This is a genomic window from Pararhizobium antarcticum (genome assembly GCF_001885585.1).
GTDB lineage: Bacteria > Pseudomonadota > Alphaproteobacteria > Rhizobiales > Rhizobiaceae > Pararhizobium > Pararhizobium antarcticum.
This window is the reverse complement of sequence record NZ_LSRP01000122.1, coordinates 1-18,443: the sequence shown is the minus strand read 5'-3', so window position 1 is coordinate 18,443 and position 18,443 is coordinate 1. Positions and strand designations below refer to the sequence as shown.

The following is an 18,443-nucleotide window of genomic DNA, read 5'->3' as shown; positions in this document are numbered from 1 at the left end:
TATCAATATTGTGCATCTCAACGGCTTGCGGGCCGTCGAGGCGACGGGGCGGCTCGGCTCGCTCAAAGCGGCAGCCGAAGAACTTGGCGTGACCATCGGCGCCGTCAGCCAGCAGATCATCAAGACCGAGCAGCAGCTGGACCGGATATTCTTTGAACGCGGCCCGCGCGGCCTGGTGCTGACACCGGCGGGCGAAAGCCTGATGCCACGGCTGAAGGGCGGCTTCGACCTGCTTGATCAGGCCGTGGCTTCCGCGCGGCAGCGGGACGAAAAGATCCTGACAATCTCGGTTGCGCCGGTCTTTGCGGCGCGCTGGCTGGTTCCGCGGCTCGATCGTTTCGCGCTCACCCATCCCGATATCAGCCTGCGCATCGATGCGACGACGAAGCTCGCCAATCTCGAGACCTCCGATGTCGACATCGGCATCCGGGTCGGCACGGGCGAATGGCCGGGCTTGCGGATCGAGCCACTTCTGGCGCAGGAGGTGTTCCCCGTCTGCGCGCCCGCGATCGCCGAGACCCTGCGCGAGCCTGCAGATATCCTGCAATGCGGGGCGGTCATCGACGCGCGCTCGATGTTCTCCTGGGAAACCTGGCTGCGCACGGTCGGCCTGTCGGGCGCGCAGATGAAGGTGCGCCACGTGTTCAACGAGGCGTCCTTATGCATCGATGCGGCAATCGCCGGGCAGGGGGTCATGCTGGCCTGGCAGACGCTGGCCGGCGACGCGCTGATTGAGGGACGCCTGAAGGCGCCGTTTCGCGTCCGGGCGAAAACCGGCTTCGGCCATTATTTCGTAACGTCGCCGACGCGCCGCGAAACGACGGTTGTCGCCGCCTTCAAGGCCTTTGTCCGCGACGAGATCGAAAGATCGATGCGGCAGATCGACGGACCGCGATGATTATTCCGGTTCGCGCAACCGCATATCCATCATCGCCCGAAAGGCCGGGCGCGACTGGCAGAGTGCCAGCCAGGCCTTGACGCGTGGCGCATTCTCAAACAGCGCCGTCTCGCTCATCGCATAGCGGAACACTTCTGCGAGATTGAGATCGGCGACGGTGAAGCGGTCGGCGGCGACATGGCCGAACTGCGACAGCTGCGCTTCCAGCACCGCAAACGCCGTTTCAAGAGCCGCTGTCGATTGCGCGATGATCGCCTGACCCTCTGGCGTGCCGGCGATGCCGTTGTCATGGGCGAGCACGATCTTCACCGCATGCGGCTCGACCGCCGTTGCCGCCCACATCGTCCAGCTGGTGATCAGGCCGTCTTCCTCGATCGTCTGAGCCGACAAGGGGCCGCCATGCTTGCGCGCCAGATAGAGATTGATGGCCAGCGATTCGTGCAGGATCAGGCCGTCATCCTCGATCGACGGGATCTTGCCCATCGGATTGATCGACAGGAAGGCCGGCGACAGCGTGTTGAGCGGGGCATCGGCGGCGAGCGGGTCGGCAAGGCGCCTTGCCTGCAGGACGGGAACGGAAGTGAAGGGCAGATCCAGTTCCCCCGCCATCCAGTAGTTGCGCGAGGCGCGCGAGCGGTAAACGCCATAGATCGTCAGCATGGTCTTCTTCTCCGGATGTTCTGGTGGCGCACCCTGGAGCGCCACGCGTTCAGTGGAACGCGCAAAGGTCGCTCTAAACTTTGAATGCTATAGGAAACCGCACGGCGGAAGGAAGCCGGGCGACGTGATAAAGGGCATGAAAGTTTTTGATGATACGCAAGAACAAGGCCCTTTCCGTGGCATTGATTTCGCCGTCCGGCGCGGCTAAAGCGGTCAGATGACAACGGGGGGAGCGCCGGCGCAATGAACGGCAGGACGCGGCAGATGCGGCACTGGATCGCGGGCATGCTGTGCACGCTTGCCTTGCTGTTGTCAGGCATCGCCCACCATCCCCTTGCCGGGACCATGCCGGCCGATATGGCCGGTTATGTCCTGCCGGACGGATCCCTCCCGGACCTCTGCCTCACCGGCGACCCCGGCGACGGTGCGGCCGCAGATCACGTGCCGTCCGGGAACCACCATCGTGGCGGTGAGGATTGCGGTCCCTGCTGCCTTTCGGTTGTCGCCACCCTGCCGCTGCCGGTCATGGCCTCGGCCTACAGGTGCACGCCCCGGCCATCCGGCACTGGTGCGCCGATCTATCATTCGATCCTGCCGCCGGTTCTCGAGCCCGGCCTCGGAGCAAGGGCTCCGCCTTTTTCGGGATACGCCGCAGCCTGACGGTTCGCCGTCCGGGCCGCCTTGCCTGAAACCACGCCCCTTCATCCGTTTGTCCATTGCGGCCGCCGCATCGCTGCCGCTGGGCGCACCTCGCTCGAGAACCCATCATGACCATCGAAACCATTGCCTCGCCGGGCAGTGTCCGCACCGCTGCGGAGCCCGGCCGTATCTCGCTCTACAGGGCCATCTGGCGCTGGCATTTTTTTGCCGGCCTGCTGGTCATTCCGTTTCTGCTCAATCTCGCCATCACAGGCTCGATCTACCTGTTCGACGAAGAGATCGATCAGACCTTCTTTGCAAGCCGCAATGTCGTCGCGCCGGCTGGGACCCCGCTTTCGCCTTCGACGATCGTCGATATGGCGATGGCGGCCCTTCCCGGTGCAACAGTGACCGCCTACCGCACGCCGGCGGGGCCGGATCGCTCCGCCCGGGTCACGCTCGATGCCGCTGCCGGCAGCACATTGGTCTTCGTCAATCCCTATAGCGGCGCGGTGCTGGATCAGGTTGTTGCCGCGCAGGAGTTCAACCAGGTCGTCGAGGATCTGCACAGCCTGGATTATTTCGGCAAACCGGTCGAGCGGATCATCGAGATCGTGGCGGGCTTTGCCATCCTGCTTGTCTTTACCGGCATTTTCCTCTGGTGGCCGCGCCAGCAGACGGGCGGTGTCGTCACCGTCAGAGGGACGGCGGCGCGGCGGGTGTTCTGGCGCGACCTGCATGCCGTGACCGGCATCTTTTCGGCCGGGCTGATCGTCTTCATGGCCTTCACCGGTCTTCTCTGGTCCGGCTACTGGGGCGCCAACGTCAATTCCACGCTGACCGCTGCAGGTTATGGCTATCCGGCCGCGCTGTGGGATGACGTGCCGCCATCGACCCGGGTGACGAAGGACGTCCTGTCGAAAACAGGCTGGCTGATCGAAAACGCACCGCTGCCGGCATCGACGATCGCGGCGAAGGCAACCGAGCCGGCCGCCGCGATCGGTCTTGACCGGGCGGTCGAGATTGCCGATCGGGCCGGGATGCTGCCCGGATACGAGATGGCTGTGCCGTCGGGCGAGACCGGCGTCTACACGGCCGCGATCTTTCCGGATCATCTGGCCCATGAACGGACAATCCACATCGATCAGTATTCGGGAAAGCCGCTGGTCGATCTGTCGTGGCGCCAGTATCCGGCTGTCGGCCGGGCCATCGAATGGGGCATCAATGTTCATCTCGGGCAGGAATGGGGCCTGTTCAACCAGCTTCTGATGCTGGCCACCTGCCTGGCGATCGTCCTTGCCTGCGTCTCCGCCGTCGTCATGTGGTGGAAGCGTCGCCCCACGGGTCGTCTCGGCGTGCCGCCGATGCCGGAACGGCGCAGCGTCTATATCGGGCTCTGGGCACTGGCCATCGTCTTCGGGCTTGCCTTCCCGCTCACGGGCCTGGCGATCGTCGTCATGATCGTCGTCGATCAGCTGGCGGGGCGCCTGTCGTCGCAGGTCCGGCCGGTGCACAGCGGCAACTGATCTCAGGCGATCCGGTTGCCCTGCAGCGTCAGGTGCCTGAACGTCTCGGCACCGGCGGCCATCAGGTCGCCGGTGGCCTTGTCGTTCCAGCGAAAGCCGACAATGCCGCCGCCGGGCACGTCCTGGAACAGGTTGTCTGCAATCAGCGCCGTGCCCGCTTCCTCGACCACGGTGACGGCGCAGCCGATCTGTGCTGCGCGCACCAGATTGCCGGTGGCGACGACATTGCGGAGATAGGGTCCCCAGCCCAGCATCAGACCGTATTTCGGGGCATTCTCGATAATATTGCCGGACACCACCGTATCGGCCTCCACGGCGATGCCGAAGCCGAAGCCTGCGCCATCATGGACATAGGGGCCATCCTCTTTCAGGTTGCGCACCAGATTGCCGCTGACCACGGCCAGCCGTCCGCCATCATTGAAGTTGACGATCAGGATGCCGTTTGCCGCGCCATCGATCAGATTGTCGGAAACGACAGCGCCTTCAAAACCGAATTCCGCATAGATCGCCGTCTCCCCGGACCGCAGGCACTGGTTGTCGGCGATCTGCACATTGCTGGCTGCATTGGCGCGGATGGCGGAAAAGGCGCAATCGGAGACATGATTGCCGGTGACCATCACATTGGCTGTGCGGAACAGGTTGATGCCATTGCCGTTTTCGCCGGTCCCGCCCTCTGTGGCGGCAATCCGCGTCACGCGGTTGCCGGCAATCATGGTTCCATCTTCACCCGCGGTCTGGCGATGCACGAGAATGCCGCCATTGCCGCAGTCGGACACAATGTTTCCGGTGATCGAGAGGGCGCGGCTGTCGAGCGCGTAGAGGCCTGCCATGCCGGCGGCGGTGATGCGGTTTCCGGAGAGCCGCCCGCCGCAGCCGTCGGCGTGAATGCCATGTTTCGACGAGCCGGTGATCGTGCAGTCCTCAATCGTCATGGCTGCAATGTTCTCAAGATGGAGAAGACCACCGGCCTCGGCGCCAAGCGGCTGCGCTGCGCCATCGATGCTGAGGCCGGACAAGCGGGCCCGTTTCAGGTTCCGCCCGGACAGCGCAAAGCGTCCGCCGGCATGGATCAGCCGGGTCGCGCCGGCGGTTCCGGACAGGTCGATACCATCGGGAAGATTGACGCCGGAGACCACATAATCGCCAGCGGGCAGCACCGCCTGCAGCCCGGACGACGCCGCATCGCGCAACAGCCGGTTGAGCGCGTCGCCCTGGTCGACGGTCGCGTCGGGCGTCAACCCATAGGGCGCAATGTCGATGGCGCCGCGCAGCCCGTCCAGGCCCTGCGACCATGCCGGTCGCTGCGCCGAAACCGCAGCGAAGCCGGCCGATGCGGCAAAGAGGATGAACAGGCGGCGCGTGAGCATGAGGAATCCCTTCAGGCCTGTGAAGCACAAACCGTGCCACGGCACCTGTGCCGAAATGAACCATCCCTGGCTGTGCCCTGTTTGGTTGGATGTGGAAAGCGGCAGTTTCGAATCGGATACACGCAAAAATCGCCGGTTCATCTTTAGGGAAGGCTAACCTATGGCTGTTATGACTGTCTGCCGGGGGAATAGGCAGACGTATTTTTGTGTTTGGAGGCCGTGCTTGACAAAGAACATGACCCGTTATCGTGGCGATACCGGAGCCAGGGCAGCCAGCAACGAGGATACGCGCCGGCTGATCGATGCCAGCGTCCGTCTGGCGGCAGAAGCATCCCGCATGTTCATCCCCGAACCCAACATCGCCGATCGCCATTATTGGCTCGAGACGATGATGAACCACATTCCCGACTATATCTACGCGAAGGATCTCGAGGGGCGTTTTCTCATCGCCAACCACGCGACCGTGTCCGACTGCGGTTTCGAAAAGATGCAGGATATTCTGGGAAAAAACGATTTCGACATCCATGCCCCGGAATTGGCGGCGCATTTCGCCGCTGACGAACGGCGTGTCATCGAAACCGGCGAGCCCCTTTTCGGCATCGAGGAGCGGGTCGCTGTCCTCAAGGGACCCGACCGCTGGCTGATGACCTCGAAATTGCCGTTGCGCGACAAGCAGGGCAGCACGATCGGCATTGTCGGCGTCTCCAGGGATATCACCGAGCTGAAGCGCTCCGAGCGCATGCTGGTCGGACAGGCGCGGCTCCTGGAAATGATCGCCACACGGGCCCCGATCGAGCAGTTCTTCACCGAACTCATCCTGCTCATCGAATCGCAAATGCCCGGCATCAGCGGATCGATCCTGACGCTTTCGCCCGATGGCAAACATCTCCTCCACGGCGCAGCGCCCAGTCAGGCGCCGGCCTACAGCGCGGCCATCCACGGTGTCGCGATCGGGCCGAAAGTCGGCTCCTGCGGCACGGCCGCCTTTACGGGCGAGCCCGTACTCGTTGCCGACATCCTGACCGATCCCCTCTGGGAAGACTACAAGGCCATCGCTGCTCCATACAGCTACCGGTCCTGCTGGTCGACACCCATCCGCTCCTATGAGGGTAAGGTGCTTGGAACGTTCGCGCTCTATAGCGCCCAGCCAGGCCTTCCCAGCGATGAACACAACGAACTGATCCTGATGGCTGCGCATCTCGCCGGGATCGCCATCGAGCGCCAGCAGGCCGAAGAGCGCATTCACTTCATGGCTCACCACGATGCGCTGACGGGCCTGCCCAACAGGCTCATGTTCGATGCCAAGGTCGCCGCTGCCCTGCAGCAGGCGCAGGGCAGCGGCCGGTGGGTGGCGCTGGCCTTCCTCGATCTCGATAATTTCAAGCTGGTCAACGACAGTCTCGGCCATCATGCCGGCGACGAGATGCTGCGGATCGTGGCCGACCGGATGCGCGCCTGTGTTCGCAAATCCGATATGATCGTCCGCGTCGGCGGCGATGAATTCATTATCATGCTCAACGGCCTGCCGACGGAGCGCGATCTCGTTCTGTCCCGGTTCGAAAAGATCCGCAGCGCCATCGCGGCGCCAATGATGTTGTCCGGCCGCAGCCTGCAGGTCAGCTGCAGCATGGGTGTCGTCTGCTATCCCGACCATGGGGATACCGCCATCGACCTGGTGGCCAATGCCGATTCCGCCATGTACCGGGCAAAAGAGATCGGCCGCAACAACCTGCAGCTCTTCAATGTCGAGATGGCGGCCAAGGCGCATGAAAAGCTCCTGCACCAGGAGGAACTGCGCGATGCCATCGCCCGCCAGGAATTCGTGCTGCACTACCAGCCGCAGGTCAATCTGCACACCGGCCGGGTGTTCGCCGCCGAGGCGCTGGTGCGCTGGCAACATCCCGAACGGGGCCTTGTCACCCCCGCCGACTTCATTCCGCTTGCCGAGGAGACGGGGCTGATCGTCGCGATTGGCGATTGGGTGCTGAACGCGGCCTGCCGCCAGAACAAGGCCTGGCAGGATGCCGGCCTGCCGCCCATCATCGTCAGCGTCAATGTCTCCGCCCGCCAGTTCAGTGAGGGTGACTGTGTCTCTCGTGTCGCCGCGGCCTTGCGCGACAGCGGGCTTGAGGCTTGCTATCTCGAACTGGAACTGACCGAAAGCCTGATCATGCAGGACGTGCCGGCCGCCATTGCCACCATGCACGAACTGGAGGCGCTCGGCGTGCAACTGGCGATCGACGATTTCGGCACCGGCTATTCCAGCCTCAGCGCGCTCAAGAGCTTTCCCGTCAGCCGGCTGAAGATCGACCGTTCTTTCGTTCAGGATCTTCCCGGCGACGAGGATGACAGGGCGATAACAGGCGCGATCATATCGCTGGCGCAGAAGCTCAATCTGCGGGTGATTGCCGAGGGCGTGGAAACCCAGGCGCAGGTCGATTTTCTGCGGGCTGCCGGCTGCACCGAGATCCAGGGCTATTTCTTCAGCAAACCCCTGCCGACCACCGATTTCGAGCGGGTTTTCTCTGTCTGCCATGCGTCAAAACTGATTGCCGAAGTCGACGCCGCCTGAGATCGGCCAGCGTCAAGAATGTCCCCGCTTCGGTTTGCGCAAGCCCCGGTCCAGCCGCGCTTGCCATAAATGCGCCGTTAATCCGGGTCACGGCCGGAACAAATCCTTATGCTGCGTGTTTAGGCGGCGGCGCCCTCCCGGCGTGAACCGGAACTGAAGATATTCATGGCTTTTTCAACGTCCCCGTCCCGCCGTCAGTTTCTCGGCATGTCCGGCCTCGCCGTCGCCTCTGCTGCCCTTGGCGGATGCACCTCCTCGATGAACACCGATCGTTTTAGACAGGAGACGGCGCCCTATTTCCGCAATCCGGACCTCGACATCCGCTACCGCGACCCGCGATTGATGCCGATGCAGGACGGGCCGGTCGGGTTCGAGCCTGTCGAGAGCGGCCTGCCGATGCAATCGGCCTATTATTCCGGGATTTACGGACCCGTCGAGGATGGCGGTTTTTCGATTCCGGCCGTTCCCTACCAGCAGATCGCTCCGAAGTACTATCGCCAGCAGGTCTCCGATCCGTTCGGCGAACGACCCGGCACGATCATCGTCGATACGGCCGATCGTTTCCTGTATCTGATCCAGGCCGATGGTTCGGCCATGCGCTATGGTGTCGGCATCGGCCGGGAAGGTTTCGCCTGGTCGGGACGCGGCGTCATCCAGTGGAAACAGGCCTGGCCGCGCTGGAAGCCACCGAATGAAATGGTCGCGCGCCAGCCGCACCTGGCGGAATATTCAATTGCCAATGGCGGCATGGCGCCGGGATTGAAGAACCCGCTCGGTGCGCGCGCCATGTACATCTTCAAGGACGGGCAGGACACGCTCTACCGCCTGCACGGCACGCCGGAATGGCAGTCGATCGGCAAGGCGACCTCGTCGGGCTGCGTGCGCCTGATGAACCAGGACGTGATGGATCTTTACGGTCGCGTGCGCGTCAAGGCGCCGATCCTGGTGGTGTGAGCGGGCGCTCGGGCGGGAGGCCGAGCAATCCTGCCATGAGCCGCAGATTGGTCAGTGTCAGCGGTTTTTCGAAGTAGCTTTTGACAAAATAATAGCCCATCGCCTTTTCGCGATCGGCGTTCAGATGCGAACTGGTCAGCATGGCGACCACGGGCGCATGCACCGAAAATTCGCGCGCATAGTGTTCGAGAAACTCGAAACCGTTCATCACCGGCATGTTGATGTCGAGGATGATCGCATCCGGCGTGGTCGTCCGCAGAACCGCCAGCGCCTCGGCGCCGTTCGTAGCCGTTAGCGTTGTGATCTCGGGATCGAACTTGCGGATCGTATAGGCGCAGATGAACAGGTCGTTGTCATCGTCGTCGACCGTGAGAATGGACTTAATGCGCATGATGATTCCTCTCCGGCAGGGTCACGGTGAAAAGGCTGCCTTCCTGCAAACGGTTGTAAGATACGGTGCCGCCGAGCTGTTCCACACTCTTTTTCAGGATGTAAAGGCCAAGGCCGCTGCCGAAGGAATGTTGCGGATGCAGGCGCTTGAACATCTGGAAGAGCAGATGCTCTGAGCCGGGCTCGACACCCAGACCATTGTCGGCGACGGTCAAGACGAGATTGCCGTCATCGATGGCGGCCCCGATGCGGATTTCCGGATCGGCCTTTGCCGGGTCCTGATATTTGATGGCGTTTGACAGGAGATTGTCGATGATGATCTGGAAACGGCTGGCCTTGCGCAGGATCGTCAGATCGTCATCTATGGCGATATCGATGCGCAGGCGTCCGGCATTTTCCATGTAGTACAGCCGGTCAAGCGTCTCGCGCACGACATGCGCGATCGGTATGCGGCTCTCGGTCTCTTCCATCGCCTTGGTCCGGGTCAGCGAAATGATGTTCTGGATCAGGTGGTCGAGCTTGCGGAAGCTGGTTTCGATCCGTCCGAGCACCGGTTTCAGTTCTTCCGTCGCGTTTGTTTCGATCATGTCGCGGGCGATGCTCAAAAGCCCCAGCGACGAGGCGATGGGCGAGCGCAGGTCATGCGATGTCCGGTAGGAGAACTCCTCCAGCTCGGCATTGGCCTCCAGCAGGTCCTTTTCGTATTTCTTGCGCTCGGAAATATCGCGCACGATGCCGCTATAGATCACCTGATTGTCGAGTTCGACCTTTGCGACGGAGAGGTCGAGCGGAAAGACCGAACCGTCCTTGCGCCGGCCCTCGACCTCCCGGCCGACGCCGATGATCCCGGCACGACGGGTCGCCTTGTAGGTCTCCAGATATTGGTCGTGGGCGGCACGATACGGCGCCGGCATCAGCATCTTGACATTCTTCTGCAGGATTTCCGCCGTGCGATAGCCAAAAATCTTCTCGCAGGCGGGATTGACGGCGATAACCGTGCCGCGGTCGTCGATGGTGATGAAACCATCCACGGCGGTCTCGATGATCGCCGCCAGCCGTTTTTCGCTTTCCCGCAGCTGACTGGCGACATCCCGGTACTTCTGCGCGCTGCGAAAGCCGTAGATGATCATGCCCGCATAGAGCGCGCCGGAAAGCAGTACGATGCCGAGCAGGGTCGAACGCGGGTTTGCGCCGCTGGCCTGCAAGAGCTCCGACAGCTTCGTATCCTGAGACAGCATTTCCATATAGGCGAGCAGCACCAGCAGCAGGTAGGTCAAGGCCCCCAGCGCCGCGGCGATGGTCGAGCGCGGATAGCCTCTTTCCCGGGCGCCGATAAAGATCAGTCCGCTCCCCAGCAGCGAAAAGCAGAACGCCGTGTGCAGCGGCATTTGCGCCAGCGGCCGCCAGTTGCGGGAGGATTCGACGCCGATGGCATAACCGAGCAGCGCGCTGCCGGCGATCACGAAGACGATCAGCCCGAGTATAACGCGCGCAACGGAGTTGCGGCGCATAACGGCAGTCAAGATGATCGCGGCGCTGACAAGCGCCAGACACACCGCTGCGTTCGGCGTCATGCGCCCCGGAGAATCGGTGCCGATCGTGATGAAGGGTTCATGGAGCAGCCGGTCGATGCCGAAATCAATCGCGAACATGTGCTGCAGGAGATTGGCCACGGCAATGCTGCCCGTGAATGCCGACAGAGCCAGCGCCACGGCTGCCTGCCGCCCATTGATGACGGCGAGATTGAAGGCGAAGCCGATGGCGACGAAGCACAAAGCGGTGTTGAACTTCATCGCATAGACCATCGGCATGGACAGCGCCAATGCCTCGGGCCGCAACCACCATGCGAGCAGGACCGCCCCGCCAATGACGATGCAGACCCAGCCTATAGAATGTGCTGCAACTTTCCAGAAATGCTCGTACCGCAGCGAGAAGGCCTCCAATGCTTGCGAAGCAGTCAGGCTATAGTAGCGTCCCGGTTGTGTTTTTAAAGCCGCATAACGTCGGCACCGTGAACTTACGCTCGTGTGGGGGATGAGGATCGATCCTGCCGGGGGATCTAAGCCGGCCGATCGAGGTGCTGCGTCAGGTCGTGCAGGGCGTCGCGCAGGGCGCCGGCCTCTTCCCTGCTGCAGCCGGTCGCCTTGCCGATTTCCATCAGGATTCCAAAGGCTTCGCTTTTCAGGTCCTGCCCCTTCTGCGTCAGGCTGACCAGCACCTGGCGTTCATCGCTCCTGTCGCGGGTGCGATCGACGAAGCCGGCGGCTTCAAGGCGTTTCAAAAGCGGGGAGAGCGTGCCGGAATCCAGCCCCAGTTGCGTTCCCAGCGTTTTGACCGTGATGCCGTCCGTCTGCCACAGCGCCAGAAGCACGAGATATTGCGGGTAGGTCAGGCCGAAGCGATCGAGCAGCGGCTTGTAGGTCCGGTTGAAGGCATGGGCGACGGAATAGACCGCGAAACAGAGCTGCTGGCCAAGCGCCAGCGCGTCTTCGGGCAGGGGGGGCTTTGTGTCCACGGCGTCTCTCATCCGCACATGATCGCAAATCGGCTCGAATATTGCAATTTGCAAAATTAACTTGCGCACAATTTAATTTTGCGCTATATGGTCCGCATCATTCATTCAACACCAGAAGGAGACGTTCATGGCCATTCTCTACACAACCAAGTCCACTGCCACCGGTGGCGGCCGTTCGGGTCGCGCAACGACTGCGGACGGCGTGCTCGACGTCACGCTGACCGTGCCCAAGGAAATCGGCGGCGACGGCGCGACAGGCACCAATCCGGAGCAGCTGTTTGCGACCGGTTATGCCGCCTGTTTCCTCGGCGCGCTGCACTTTGTGGCCGGCAAGGAGAAGGTAAAGCTCTCCGGTGACACGACAATTACAGCAAGCGTCGGCATCGGCCCGCGCGACGACGGCACCGGCTTCGGCATCGAAGTCTCGCTCGTGGCATCGCTGCCGGACCTTGACCGCGACGTCGCCGAAAAGCTTGTCGCCGCCGCCCACATCGTCTGCCCCTACAGCCACGCCATGCGCACCTCGACGGAAGTCGAAGTCACGCTCGCCTGAGGCGCGTTCGAGACAGGATCAATATCGAGCCCGGCGGAGCAATCCGCCGGGTTTTTCGATTGGGACCGCGGCCGGTGTCAGATGACTGTCGGGAGGACGGTGCGCGTGCGGCGCACTTCCGAGGCGATGTGACCGAACAGCGCCGTCAGCACGACGAGGCCGCCGATCAGTGTTGCGCGGCCCGGCGTCTCGCCGAACACCGCCCAGACCCAGAAGGGCGCAAGCGGCACCTCGAGCGCGGCAATCAGCGTCGCCTCTGCGGCCGGGATACGGCGGGAGCCGAAGGTGTAGAGAACAAGCCCGAGCGCGTTCTGGAAGACGCCGAACAGCGCCGTCAGGCCGAGATCGACGGCCGTGATGCCCATCGGCCTGGCAAACCAGAAAGTCACCGCCGAGCAGAGCCAGGCCGACGCGCCCATGGCCGGCAGGAGCGGTATGCCGCGATGGCGGCGCATTGTCGTTGCCAGGCACGCCATGCTCAGGGTCATGCCGATCGCCAGGACCTTGCCGGTGAGCGTACCGCTGTCGCCGCGCGTATCTGCCAGCATGATGACGACGCCGAGAAGCGCTACGCCGCTGGCCATCAGCGTCGAGCGGCCGGGTTTCTCGCCGATCACCAGAAAAGCGATGCCGGCCGTGACGAAGGGCACCGTCGCATAGATCACCATCGCATCCGCAACCGTGGTGTAGCGCATGGCACCGAGGCCGGTGATCATGCCCGAGGCCGAAAAGATCATGACCATCAGCGAAGGCAGGCGCATGGTCTTCAGGATCGGAAAAGCGGCGCCGCGCTCGATCGCGACGAACAGCAGCATGACGGCCGTGCCGGTGAACAGGCCGCGCCAGAACAGCATGGTCATCAGATCGGTGCCGATCAGCCGGATGAAGAAGCCCGATGACGACCAGGCCAGCGCACAAAACGCCACCAGCGCCAGCCCCAGACGATACTGCGCCTGCTCCCCGTGCGTCATCGCCCTATCCCCCGATCCCCAGCCTTCAGCTATAGGCTGAAATGCCGCCCCCTGACCATGCGGGAACACGAAACACGAGGTCGTATTTGGCGGTTTCAAGCGGGAAACGCGAGGTCAGGAACTCCGTGCCCCGTGCCCCGTGCTCCAGCCGAGCCGCATTCCGATCTGCGGTCGTGGACCCGACGAGAATTTCCTGACGCCATGGTTGCATTGCCTCAAGCCTTGCCTATAAATCGTCGTGCTGTATTTAGCGGCTGGGCATTGGGTTCTTCGCAGCTTAACCGCCTGAAATCCTATCGAATTGGCGGACGGCTTGAGCATGGCGACGATTGTCGGGAAGAACAGCACCACGGAAACACTGACCGGGGGCGCTGGCAGCGATACGCTGATCGGTGGTGCAGGCACGAACAATCTGACGGGCGGGGCAGGCGCGGACATCTTCAAGGTTAGCGAACGCCTCGCGGCGAGCGGCGCCAGCCGGGACCTCATCAAGGATTTCCAGATCGGCGTGGACAAGATCGATGTCTCTGCCTGGGGCGTTTCGAGCTTCGACCAGATGAAGCTGCTCCTCAAAACGTATGATGGCGGCTCCCGGTTTGTCAGCTACTACGGCGATGCCGAATATGAAGTGCAGATCAACATGGTAACGCCCGGCAAACTGGTTGCAACGGATTTCGTCTTTTATTCGGGCGGCGCGCGCACACAGACTGGCACAGCAGATTCAGATTTGCTTTTCGGAGGCACGAAAGCCGACACCTTAAAAGGTTCGTATGGCAACGATAGTCTATACGGGGGCGAAGGCAACGACATCCTCTTCGGCGGCGAAGGGGCGGACACACTCTACGGCCAGGGCGGCAGCGATACGTTCAAGATGGTGCAGAAGGAGAGTGCCCGCGACATCATCATGGATTTCCAGGTTGGCATCGACCGTATTGATCTTTCGGCATTCGGCGTCACCGGTTTCGACCAGCTCAAGTACCTGCTGCAGACCTTGGATACGGGCACAACCTTCCGGATTTATAACAAGGACTATGACCAGGATGTCTGGATTCTGAACGTCGCTCCGGGGAAATTGACGGACGGAGATTTTATCTTCGACACGCAGGACCTGAAGAACCAGACCGCCGAGGACACCGGCTCGACGCTGTTTGGCGGCAATGGCGCCAATACGCTTTTGGGCGGTGCAGGTGTCGACTGGCTGTTCGGCGGTGCGGGCAACGATATCCTGTCCGGCGGCCTCGGATCCGATACCCTCTACGGTCAGGCCGGCGCTGATACGTTCAAGGTCGCTACACGCGTCGCGGGCTCGACGAGCCTTAACTTTACCACGATCGCGGATTTTCAGGTCGGCGTCGACACGCTCGATGTCTCCGGTTTCGGCATCACCAGCTTCGAACAGCTGAAGCTGGTGATGTTCAACGGGGGTACCTATACGTCTATCAATGCCGATTTCGGCGCAGGCTTCGGAGTGACGCTGACAGGGGTCGTGATGTCGAAACTCACGGCAGGAGATTTCGTCTTCGCCACGCAGGAAGCCCGCAAGCTGTCGGGGACAACCGGCGATGACGACCTATTCGGCGGCAAAGCATCCGACAGGCTTTCCGGCGGTGGCGGCGACGACGACCTGTTCGGCGGGGAGGGCAACGATATCTTGATCGGCGGCGACGGCACCAACGACCTCTATGGCCAGGGTGGCGCCGATATATTCAAGGCGTCGAAGATTGTGCAGGACCAGAACGAGGACGATACTGTCCACGAATTCCAGGTCGGGCTGGACAAGATCGATCTTTCGTCCATCGGCATGTCGAGCTTCGACCAGTTGCAGGCGATCATGTACCAGAAGGACGGCGGTACATTTTTCTACGCGTTTCGTGACTATGGAAATTTTGCGATGTTCCTGAAGGGCGTTTTGCCCACGGATCTGCGCGCGTCCGATTTCATCTTCGACAAGCAGGCAGCCAAGACCGAAACGGGCACCTCGGCGCCCGATATGCTTTTCGGCACGACACAAGGCGATACCTTGTCCGGCGGCGCTGGCGGTGACAGGCTTTTTGGCGGTGGTGGGAACGACAAGCTGCGGGGCGGAGACGGAAGCTATGATGAGCTTTTCGGCGGGGCCGGCGCAGACAGTCTTGGCGGCGGCAAGGGCATGGACAGATTCTATTTCCTCACCCTCAGCGATTCGGGGCCTTCTTCGACCACCCGCGACACGATTGTGGATTTTTCGATTGCCGAGGGCGACCGCATGAATCTTTACCGGATCGACGCGAACACAAAGAAGACCGGGGACCAGGCCTTCTCGTTCATCGGCAAATCCGCCTTCACGGAAAAGGCTGGCGAACTGCGTTACGTCAAGGCCGCCTCGGACACTTACATCTACGGCGATGTGAACGGCGACGGCAAAGCCGATTTTTCCATTCGTCTCGATGATGCGATCACCTTGACCAAGGACCAATTCATTCTCTGACGATCAGCCAACGGCGTTGCTTTTCGTTGGCTCAGTCATCCGGAAATGAAAACGGCGGCTCAAAGGCCGCCGTTCTGATTTGTACACGCCGAAATCGACCTACCGCCGCAGGCTCCCCAATATGCCGCGCACCAGCGCCCGTCCGAGCGAGGAGGCGACCGTGCGGGCGACGGTTTTCATGGCGGCTTCGGCGATGCTCTCGCGCTGGTAGCCGGAGCGCGGTTTCGGCTTCGTGCGGGTCGCTGCGTCGGGTTCGTCATTGCCGAAGCCGGGCAGGGTCCAGCGGCTGCCGCCGGTTGAAGCGTCCGCCTGTGCGGGCTCTTCTTCCGCCTTGCGCGCGGCCTCGGCCTGTTCGGTCGATTTGGCGGCGCGGGCAGCCAGGATCTCATAGGCCGACTCGCGGTCGAAATCCTCGTCATAGAGCCCGGCAACCGGGCTGATCTTCATCAGCGCGGCGCGCTCGGCCTCGGTGATCGGCCCAAGCCGTGACGAGGGCGGGCGGATCAGCGTGCGCTCGACCATCGAAGGCGCGCCCTTGGCTGCGAGCGTCGAGACCAGCGCCTCGCCGGTACCGAGATTGGTGATCACGGTGGCGCAGTCAAAGTCGGGGTTCGGGCGGAACGTATCGGCGGCCGTCTTCACCGCCTTCTGCTCGCGCGGCGTATAGGCCCTCAGCGCATGCTGCACGCGGTTGCCGAGCTGGGCCAGCACGGTTTCCGGCACGTCGAGGGGGTTCTGCGTCACGAAATAGACGCCGACGCCCTTGGAGCGGATCAGGCGCACGACCTGCTCGACACGCTCGACCAGCACCTTCGGCGCGTCGTTGAACAGGAGATGCGCCTCGTCGAAGAAGAACACGAGTTTCGGCTTTTCCGGATCGCCGATTTCCGGCAGCTGTTCGAACAGTTCCGACATCATCCACAGCAGGAAAGTGCCGTAGAGGCGCGGATTCATCATCAGCTTGTCGGCGGCCAGCACCGAGATCGCGCCGCGCCCGTCGCGCGTCGTGCGCATGATGTCGCTGATCTTCAGGGCCGGTTCGCCGAAAAACTGCTCGGCGCCCTGCTGTTCGAGAATCAGCAGCTCGCGTTGGATCGAGCCGACGGACGCTTTCGAGATGAAGCCGTATTTGTTGGAGAGCGCCGTGGCGTTCTCGCCCATATAGTTGAGCAGCGCCTGCATGTCTTTCAGGTCGAGCAGAGCCAGACCGCCTTCGTCGGCGAGCTTGAAGGCGATGTTGAGCACGCCCTCCTGCGCATCCGTAGCGTTCATCAGGCGCGACAGGAGAAGCGGCCCCATCTCCGTCATGGTGGTGCGCACCCGATGGCCCTTTTCGCCGTAAAGATCCCAGAAGATCACCGGAAATTCCTGGAAGTCATAGGGATCGAGGCCGATTTCGGTGGCGCGCTTCTGCAAAAAATCCTTTGGCTCGCCGACGGCGCCAATGCCCGACAGGTCGCCCTTGACGTCGGCACAGAACACCGGCACCCCGGCATTGGAAAACCCTTCGGCGAGGATCTGCAGCGTCACCGTCTTGCCGGTGCCGGTCGCACCGGTCACGAGGCCGTGGCGGTTGCCGAATTTCAGGTCCAGATATTCGGCTTTGTTGATCGTGTCGTCCGGCTTGCGGCTTGTCCCGATATAGAGCTTTCCATCCTGCAGCATGTCGGCCTCGTCTCCCTTGTGCCGATGATGGAAGCATGGCGCGGATCGGCGCCCGGCGGCATCATCGCGATGCTTTTCTCGGTTATACGGTCAGAGGGTTGGGGCTGCAATGGCCGCACGTGTGGAGCTTTGATCCCTCGCATTGTAATCGTCATGGAGCCATGAAACGATGCACACGGCAAATCGCGTCGCTACGCCGCCTTGCGGCAGACTGTCGCTTGAGTTTGCCTGAGAGATCATTTACCTTGACGTCAACGTCAAATAATTTGAGGAGAATTTCATGAACGAACTCGTCACCCGCGTTGCGGAAAATGTTGGCATCGATCCTGCGACCGCTGAAAAGGCGATCGGCATGATGCTCGGCTTCCTGCAGCGCGAAGCGGCTGCTGGCCCGGTCGCCAAGATGATCGAAGCGATCCCCGGCGCGCCCGAAATGGTGGCGAAGTTCAACGGCGAAGGCACCGGCGGCGGTGGTCTTCTGGGTGGCCTTTTGAGCGCGGTTGGCGCCGGCGGCGGCGTCATGGCGCTCGGCCAGCAGCTGATGAGCCAGGGCCTCGGCATGGGCGAGATCACAGCGCTTGCCAAGGAAACCATCGGCTATGCCAAGGAAAAGGCCGGTGACGAGACCGTCGACGAGGTCGTTGCCTCGGTTCCGGGCCTGTCGCAGTTCGTCTGAAAAGCCTGACGCTTCAAGATCCCCGAGAGATCTCTTGCGGCCGCCGCGCGAAAGCGAAGGCGGCCGTAAATGCGACCAGCGCCAGCCCGACGCCGATCGGCGCGGCCGGTGGGCCGAGCAGGTCCATGACCGCCCCGGTTGTGCCGGAGCCGGCACCGCTGCCGACCGCATAGGCGAGCGAAAACGCCGCGCTTCCCGCCACCAGCATGCTGCCGCGATACTGCTCGCCCAGCAGGGTCAGCGCGCAGGTGTAGAGCGAGAAACTGCCGGCGCCAACCAGCGCAAAATCGATCAGGATCGCCACCGGCGAGGTCAGGAACGGCAGGATCACGAAACCGGCCGCAGCAACGCCCGCCGCTGTTATCGCCACCTTGCGGCGGGGCAGGCGGTCGAGCGCCACGCCGATGAACGGCTGGGCCAGCGCCGTCGGCAGCGCCAGAACCGTGACGCTGAGTGCCGCAAAGGCCTGCGAATGGCCCATTTTGACGAAATAGACCGGCATGACCGAAATCGCCGCGATATCGGCAAAGCCGAAGGCCAGCACCATGGCAATCAGAAGCGGCGCCTTGCGGAAAAAGACGAAGACCTCT

Annotated in this window: 16 protein-coding genes; 8 read left to right on the top strand and 8 right to left on the bottom strand. The window is 62.3% G+C overall.

The genetic code is table 11. The features are described 5' to 3' along the window. Position 1: 1 nt before the first annotated feature. Complete coding sequence (locus tag AX760_RS21950; RefSeq protein ID WP_245295076.1) at positions 2-898, top strand: LysR substrate-binding domain-containing protein; 897 nt, start codon at positions 2-4, stop codon at positions 896-898. Here the strand turns inward: AX760_RS21950 and AX760_RS21945 are convergent, their stop codons facing one another. Further along, complete coding sequence (locus AX760_RS21945) at positions 899-1,558, bottom strand: glutathione S-transferase family protein (RefSeq protein ID WP_071835149.1); 660 nt, start codon at positions 1,556-1,558, stop codon at positions 899-901. A gap of 264 nt (positions 1,559-1,822) precedes the next feature. On the opposite strand from AX760_RS21945, the gene AX760_RS21940 reads away from it, so the two are divergent. Next, complete coding sequence (locus tag AX760_RS21940; RefSeq protein WP_139276006.1) at positions 1,823-2,218, top strand: hypothetical protein; 396 nt, start codon at positions 1,823-1,825, stop codon at positions 2,216-2,218. Positions 2,219-2,325: 107 nt separating this feature from the next. Continuing rightward, a complete protein-coding gene (locus tag AX760_RS21935) occupies positions 2,326-3,723 on the top strand; it encodes a PepSY-associated TM helix domain-containing protein (RefSeq protein ID WP_071835147.1) in 1,398 nt (465 codons plus the stop codon). A 2-nt stretch (positions 3,724-3,725) separates the two neighbouring features. Here AX760_RS21935 and AX760_RS21930 read toward each other — a convergent pair whose 3' ends face one another. Continuing rightward, positions 3,726-5,090 carry a TIGR03808 family TAT-translocated repetitive protein gene (locus AX760_RS21930; protein WP_071835146.1) on the bottom strand — a complete coding sequence of 455 codons (1,365 nt, stop codon included), beginning with the start codon at positions 5,088-5,090 and terminating at the stop codon, positions 3,726-3,728. Positions 5,091-5,325: 235 nt separating this feature from the next. Between AX760_RS21930 and AX760_RS21925 the strand changes: the two genes are divergently transcribed. Next, positions 5,326-7,662 carry a putative bifunctional diguanylate cyclase/phosphodiesterase gene (locus tag AX760_RS21925; RefSeq protein WP_071835145.1) on the top strand — a complete coding sequence of 779 codons (2,337 nt, stop codon included), beginning with the start codon at positions 5,326-5,328 and terminating at the stop codon, positions 7,660-7,662. Between the two features lie 165 nt (positions 7,663-7,827). Then, positions 7,828-8,616: a L,D-transpeptidase family protein gene (locus tag AX760_RS21920; RefSeq protein ID WP_071835144.1), complete on the top strand. Its 789-nt coding sequence runs from the start codon at positions 7,828-7,830 to the stop codon at positions 8,614-8,616. Here the strand turns inward: AX760_RS21920 and AX760_RS21915 are convergent. The 3 genes from AX760_RS21915 to AX760_RS21905 form a co-directional block, all read right to left on the bottom strand. Next, the gene (locus tag AX760_RS21915) at positions 8,591-9,007 is read right to left on the bottom strand and encodes a response regulator (RefSeq protein ID WP_071835143.1); all 417 of its coding nucleotides are present in this window, start codon (positions 9,005-9,007) and stop codon (positions 8,591-8,593) included. The genes AX760_RS21920 and AX760_RS21915 overlap by 26 nt on opposite strands. Then, complete coding sequence (locus AX760_RS21910) at positions 8,997-10,817, bottom strand: sensor histidine kinase (RefSeq protein WP_139276004.1); 1,821 nt, start codon at positions 10,815-10,817, stop codon at positions 8,997-8,999. Before AX760_RS21910 ends, AX760_RS21915 begins: the two co-directional genes overlap by 11 nt. Positions 10,818-11,065: 248 nt before the next feature. Further along, on the bottom strand, positions 11,066-11,533 hold the full coding sequence (locus AX760_RS21905) for a MarR family winged helix-turn-helix transcriptional regulator (protein WP_071835141.1): 468 nt from the start codon (positions 11,531-11,533) through the stop codon (positions 11,066-11,068). A gap of 115 nt (positions 11,534-11,648) precedes the next feature. On the opposite strand from AX760_RS21905, the gene AX760_RS21900 reads away from it, so the two are divergent. Continuing rightward, positions 11,649-12,074 carry an organic hydroperoxide resistance protein gene (locus tag AX760_RS21900; RefSeq protein WP_071835140.1) on the top strand — a complete coding sequence of 142 codons (426 nt, stop codon included), beginning with the start codon at positions 11,649-11,651 and terminating at the stop codon, positions 12,072-12,074. A gap of 77 nt (positions 12,075-12,151) precedes the next feature. Here the strand turns inward: AX760_RS21900 and AX760_RS21895 are convergent, their stop codons facing one another. Beyond that, positions 12,152-13,045 carry a DMT family transporter gene (locus AX760_RS21895; protein WP_071835139.1) on the bottom strand — a complete coding sequence of 298 codons (894 nt, stop codon included), beginning with the start codon at positions 13,043-13,045 and terminating at the stop codon, positions 12,152-12,154. Positions 13,046-13,364: 319 nt separating this feature from the next. On the opposite strand from AX760_RS21895, the gene AX760_RS27810 reads away from it, so the two are divergent. Further along, positions 13,365-15,512: a M10 family metallopeptidase C-terminal domain-containing protein gene (locus AX760_RS27810; protein ID WP_071835138.1), complete on the top strand. Its 2,148-nt coding sequence runs from the start codon at positions 13,365-13,367 to the stop codon at positions 15,510-15,512. A gap of 99 nt (positions 15,513-15,611) precedes the next feature. On the opposite strand, the gene AX760_RS21885 is transcribed toward AX760_RS27810, so the two are convergent. Continuing rightward, the gene (locus AX760_RS21885; protein WP_071835137.1) at positions 15,612-17,177 is read right to left on the bottom strand and encodes a helicase HerA-like C-terminal domain-containing protein; all 1,566 of its coding nucleotides are present in this window, start codon (positions 17,175-17,177) and stop codon (positions 15,612-15,614) included. Positions 17,178-17,457: 280 nt separating this feature from the next. Here AX760_RS21885 and AX760_RS21880 point away from each other — a divergent pair, with 280 nt between their 5' ends. Then, positions 17,458-17,853, top strand: coding sequence for a DUF2780 domain-containing protein (locus AX760_RS21880; RefSeq protein ID WP_071835136.1), 396 nt, complete (start codon positions 17,458-17,460; stop codon positions 17,851-17,853). Positions 17,854-17,866: 13 nt separating this feature from the next. Here the strand turns inward: AX760_RS21880 and AX760_RS21875 are convergent. Further along, a partial coding sequence (locus AX760_RS21875) for an MFS transporter (RefSeq protein ID WP_139276541.1) occupies positions 17,867-18,443 on the bottom strand: 577 nt, incomplete at its 5' end.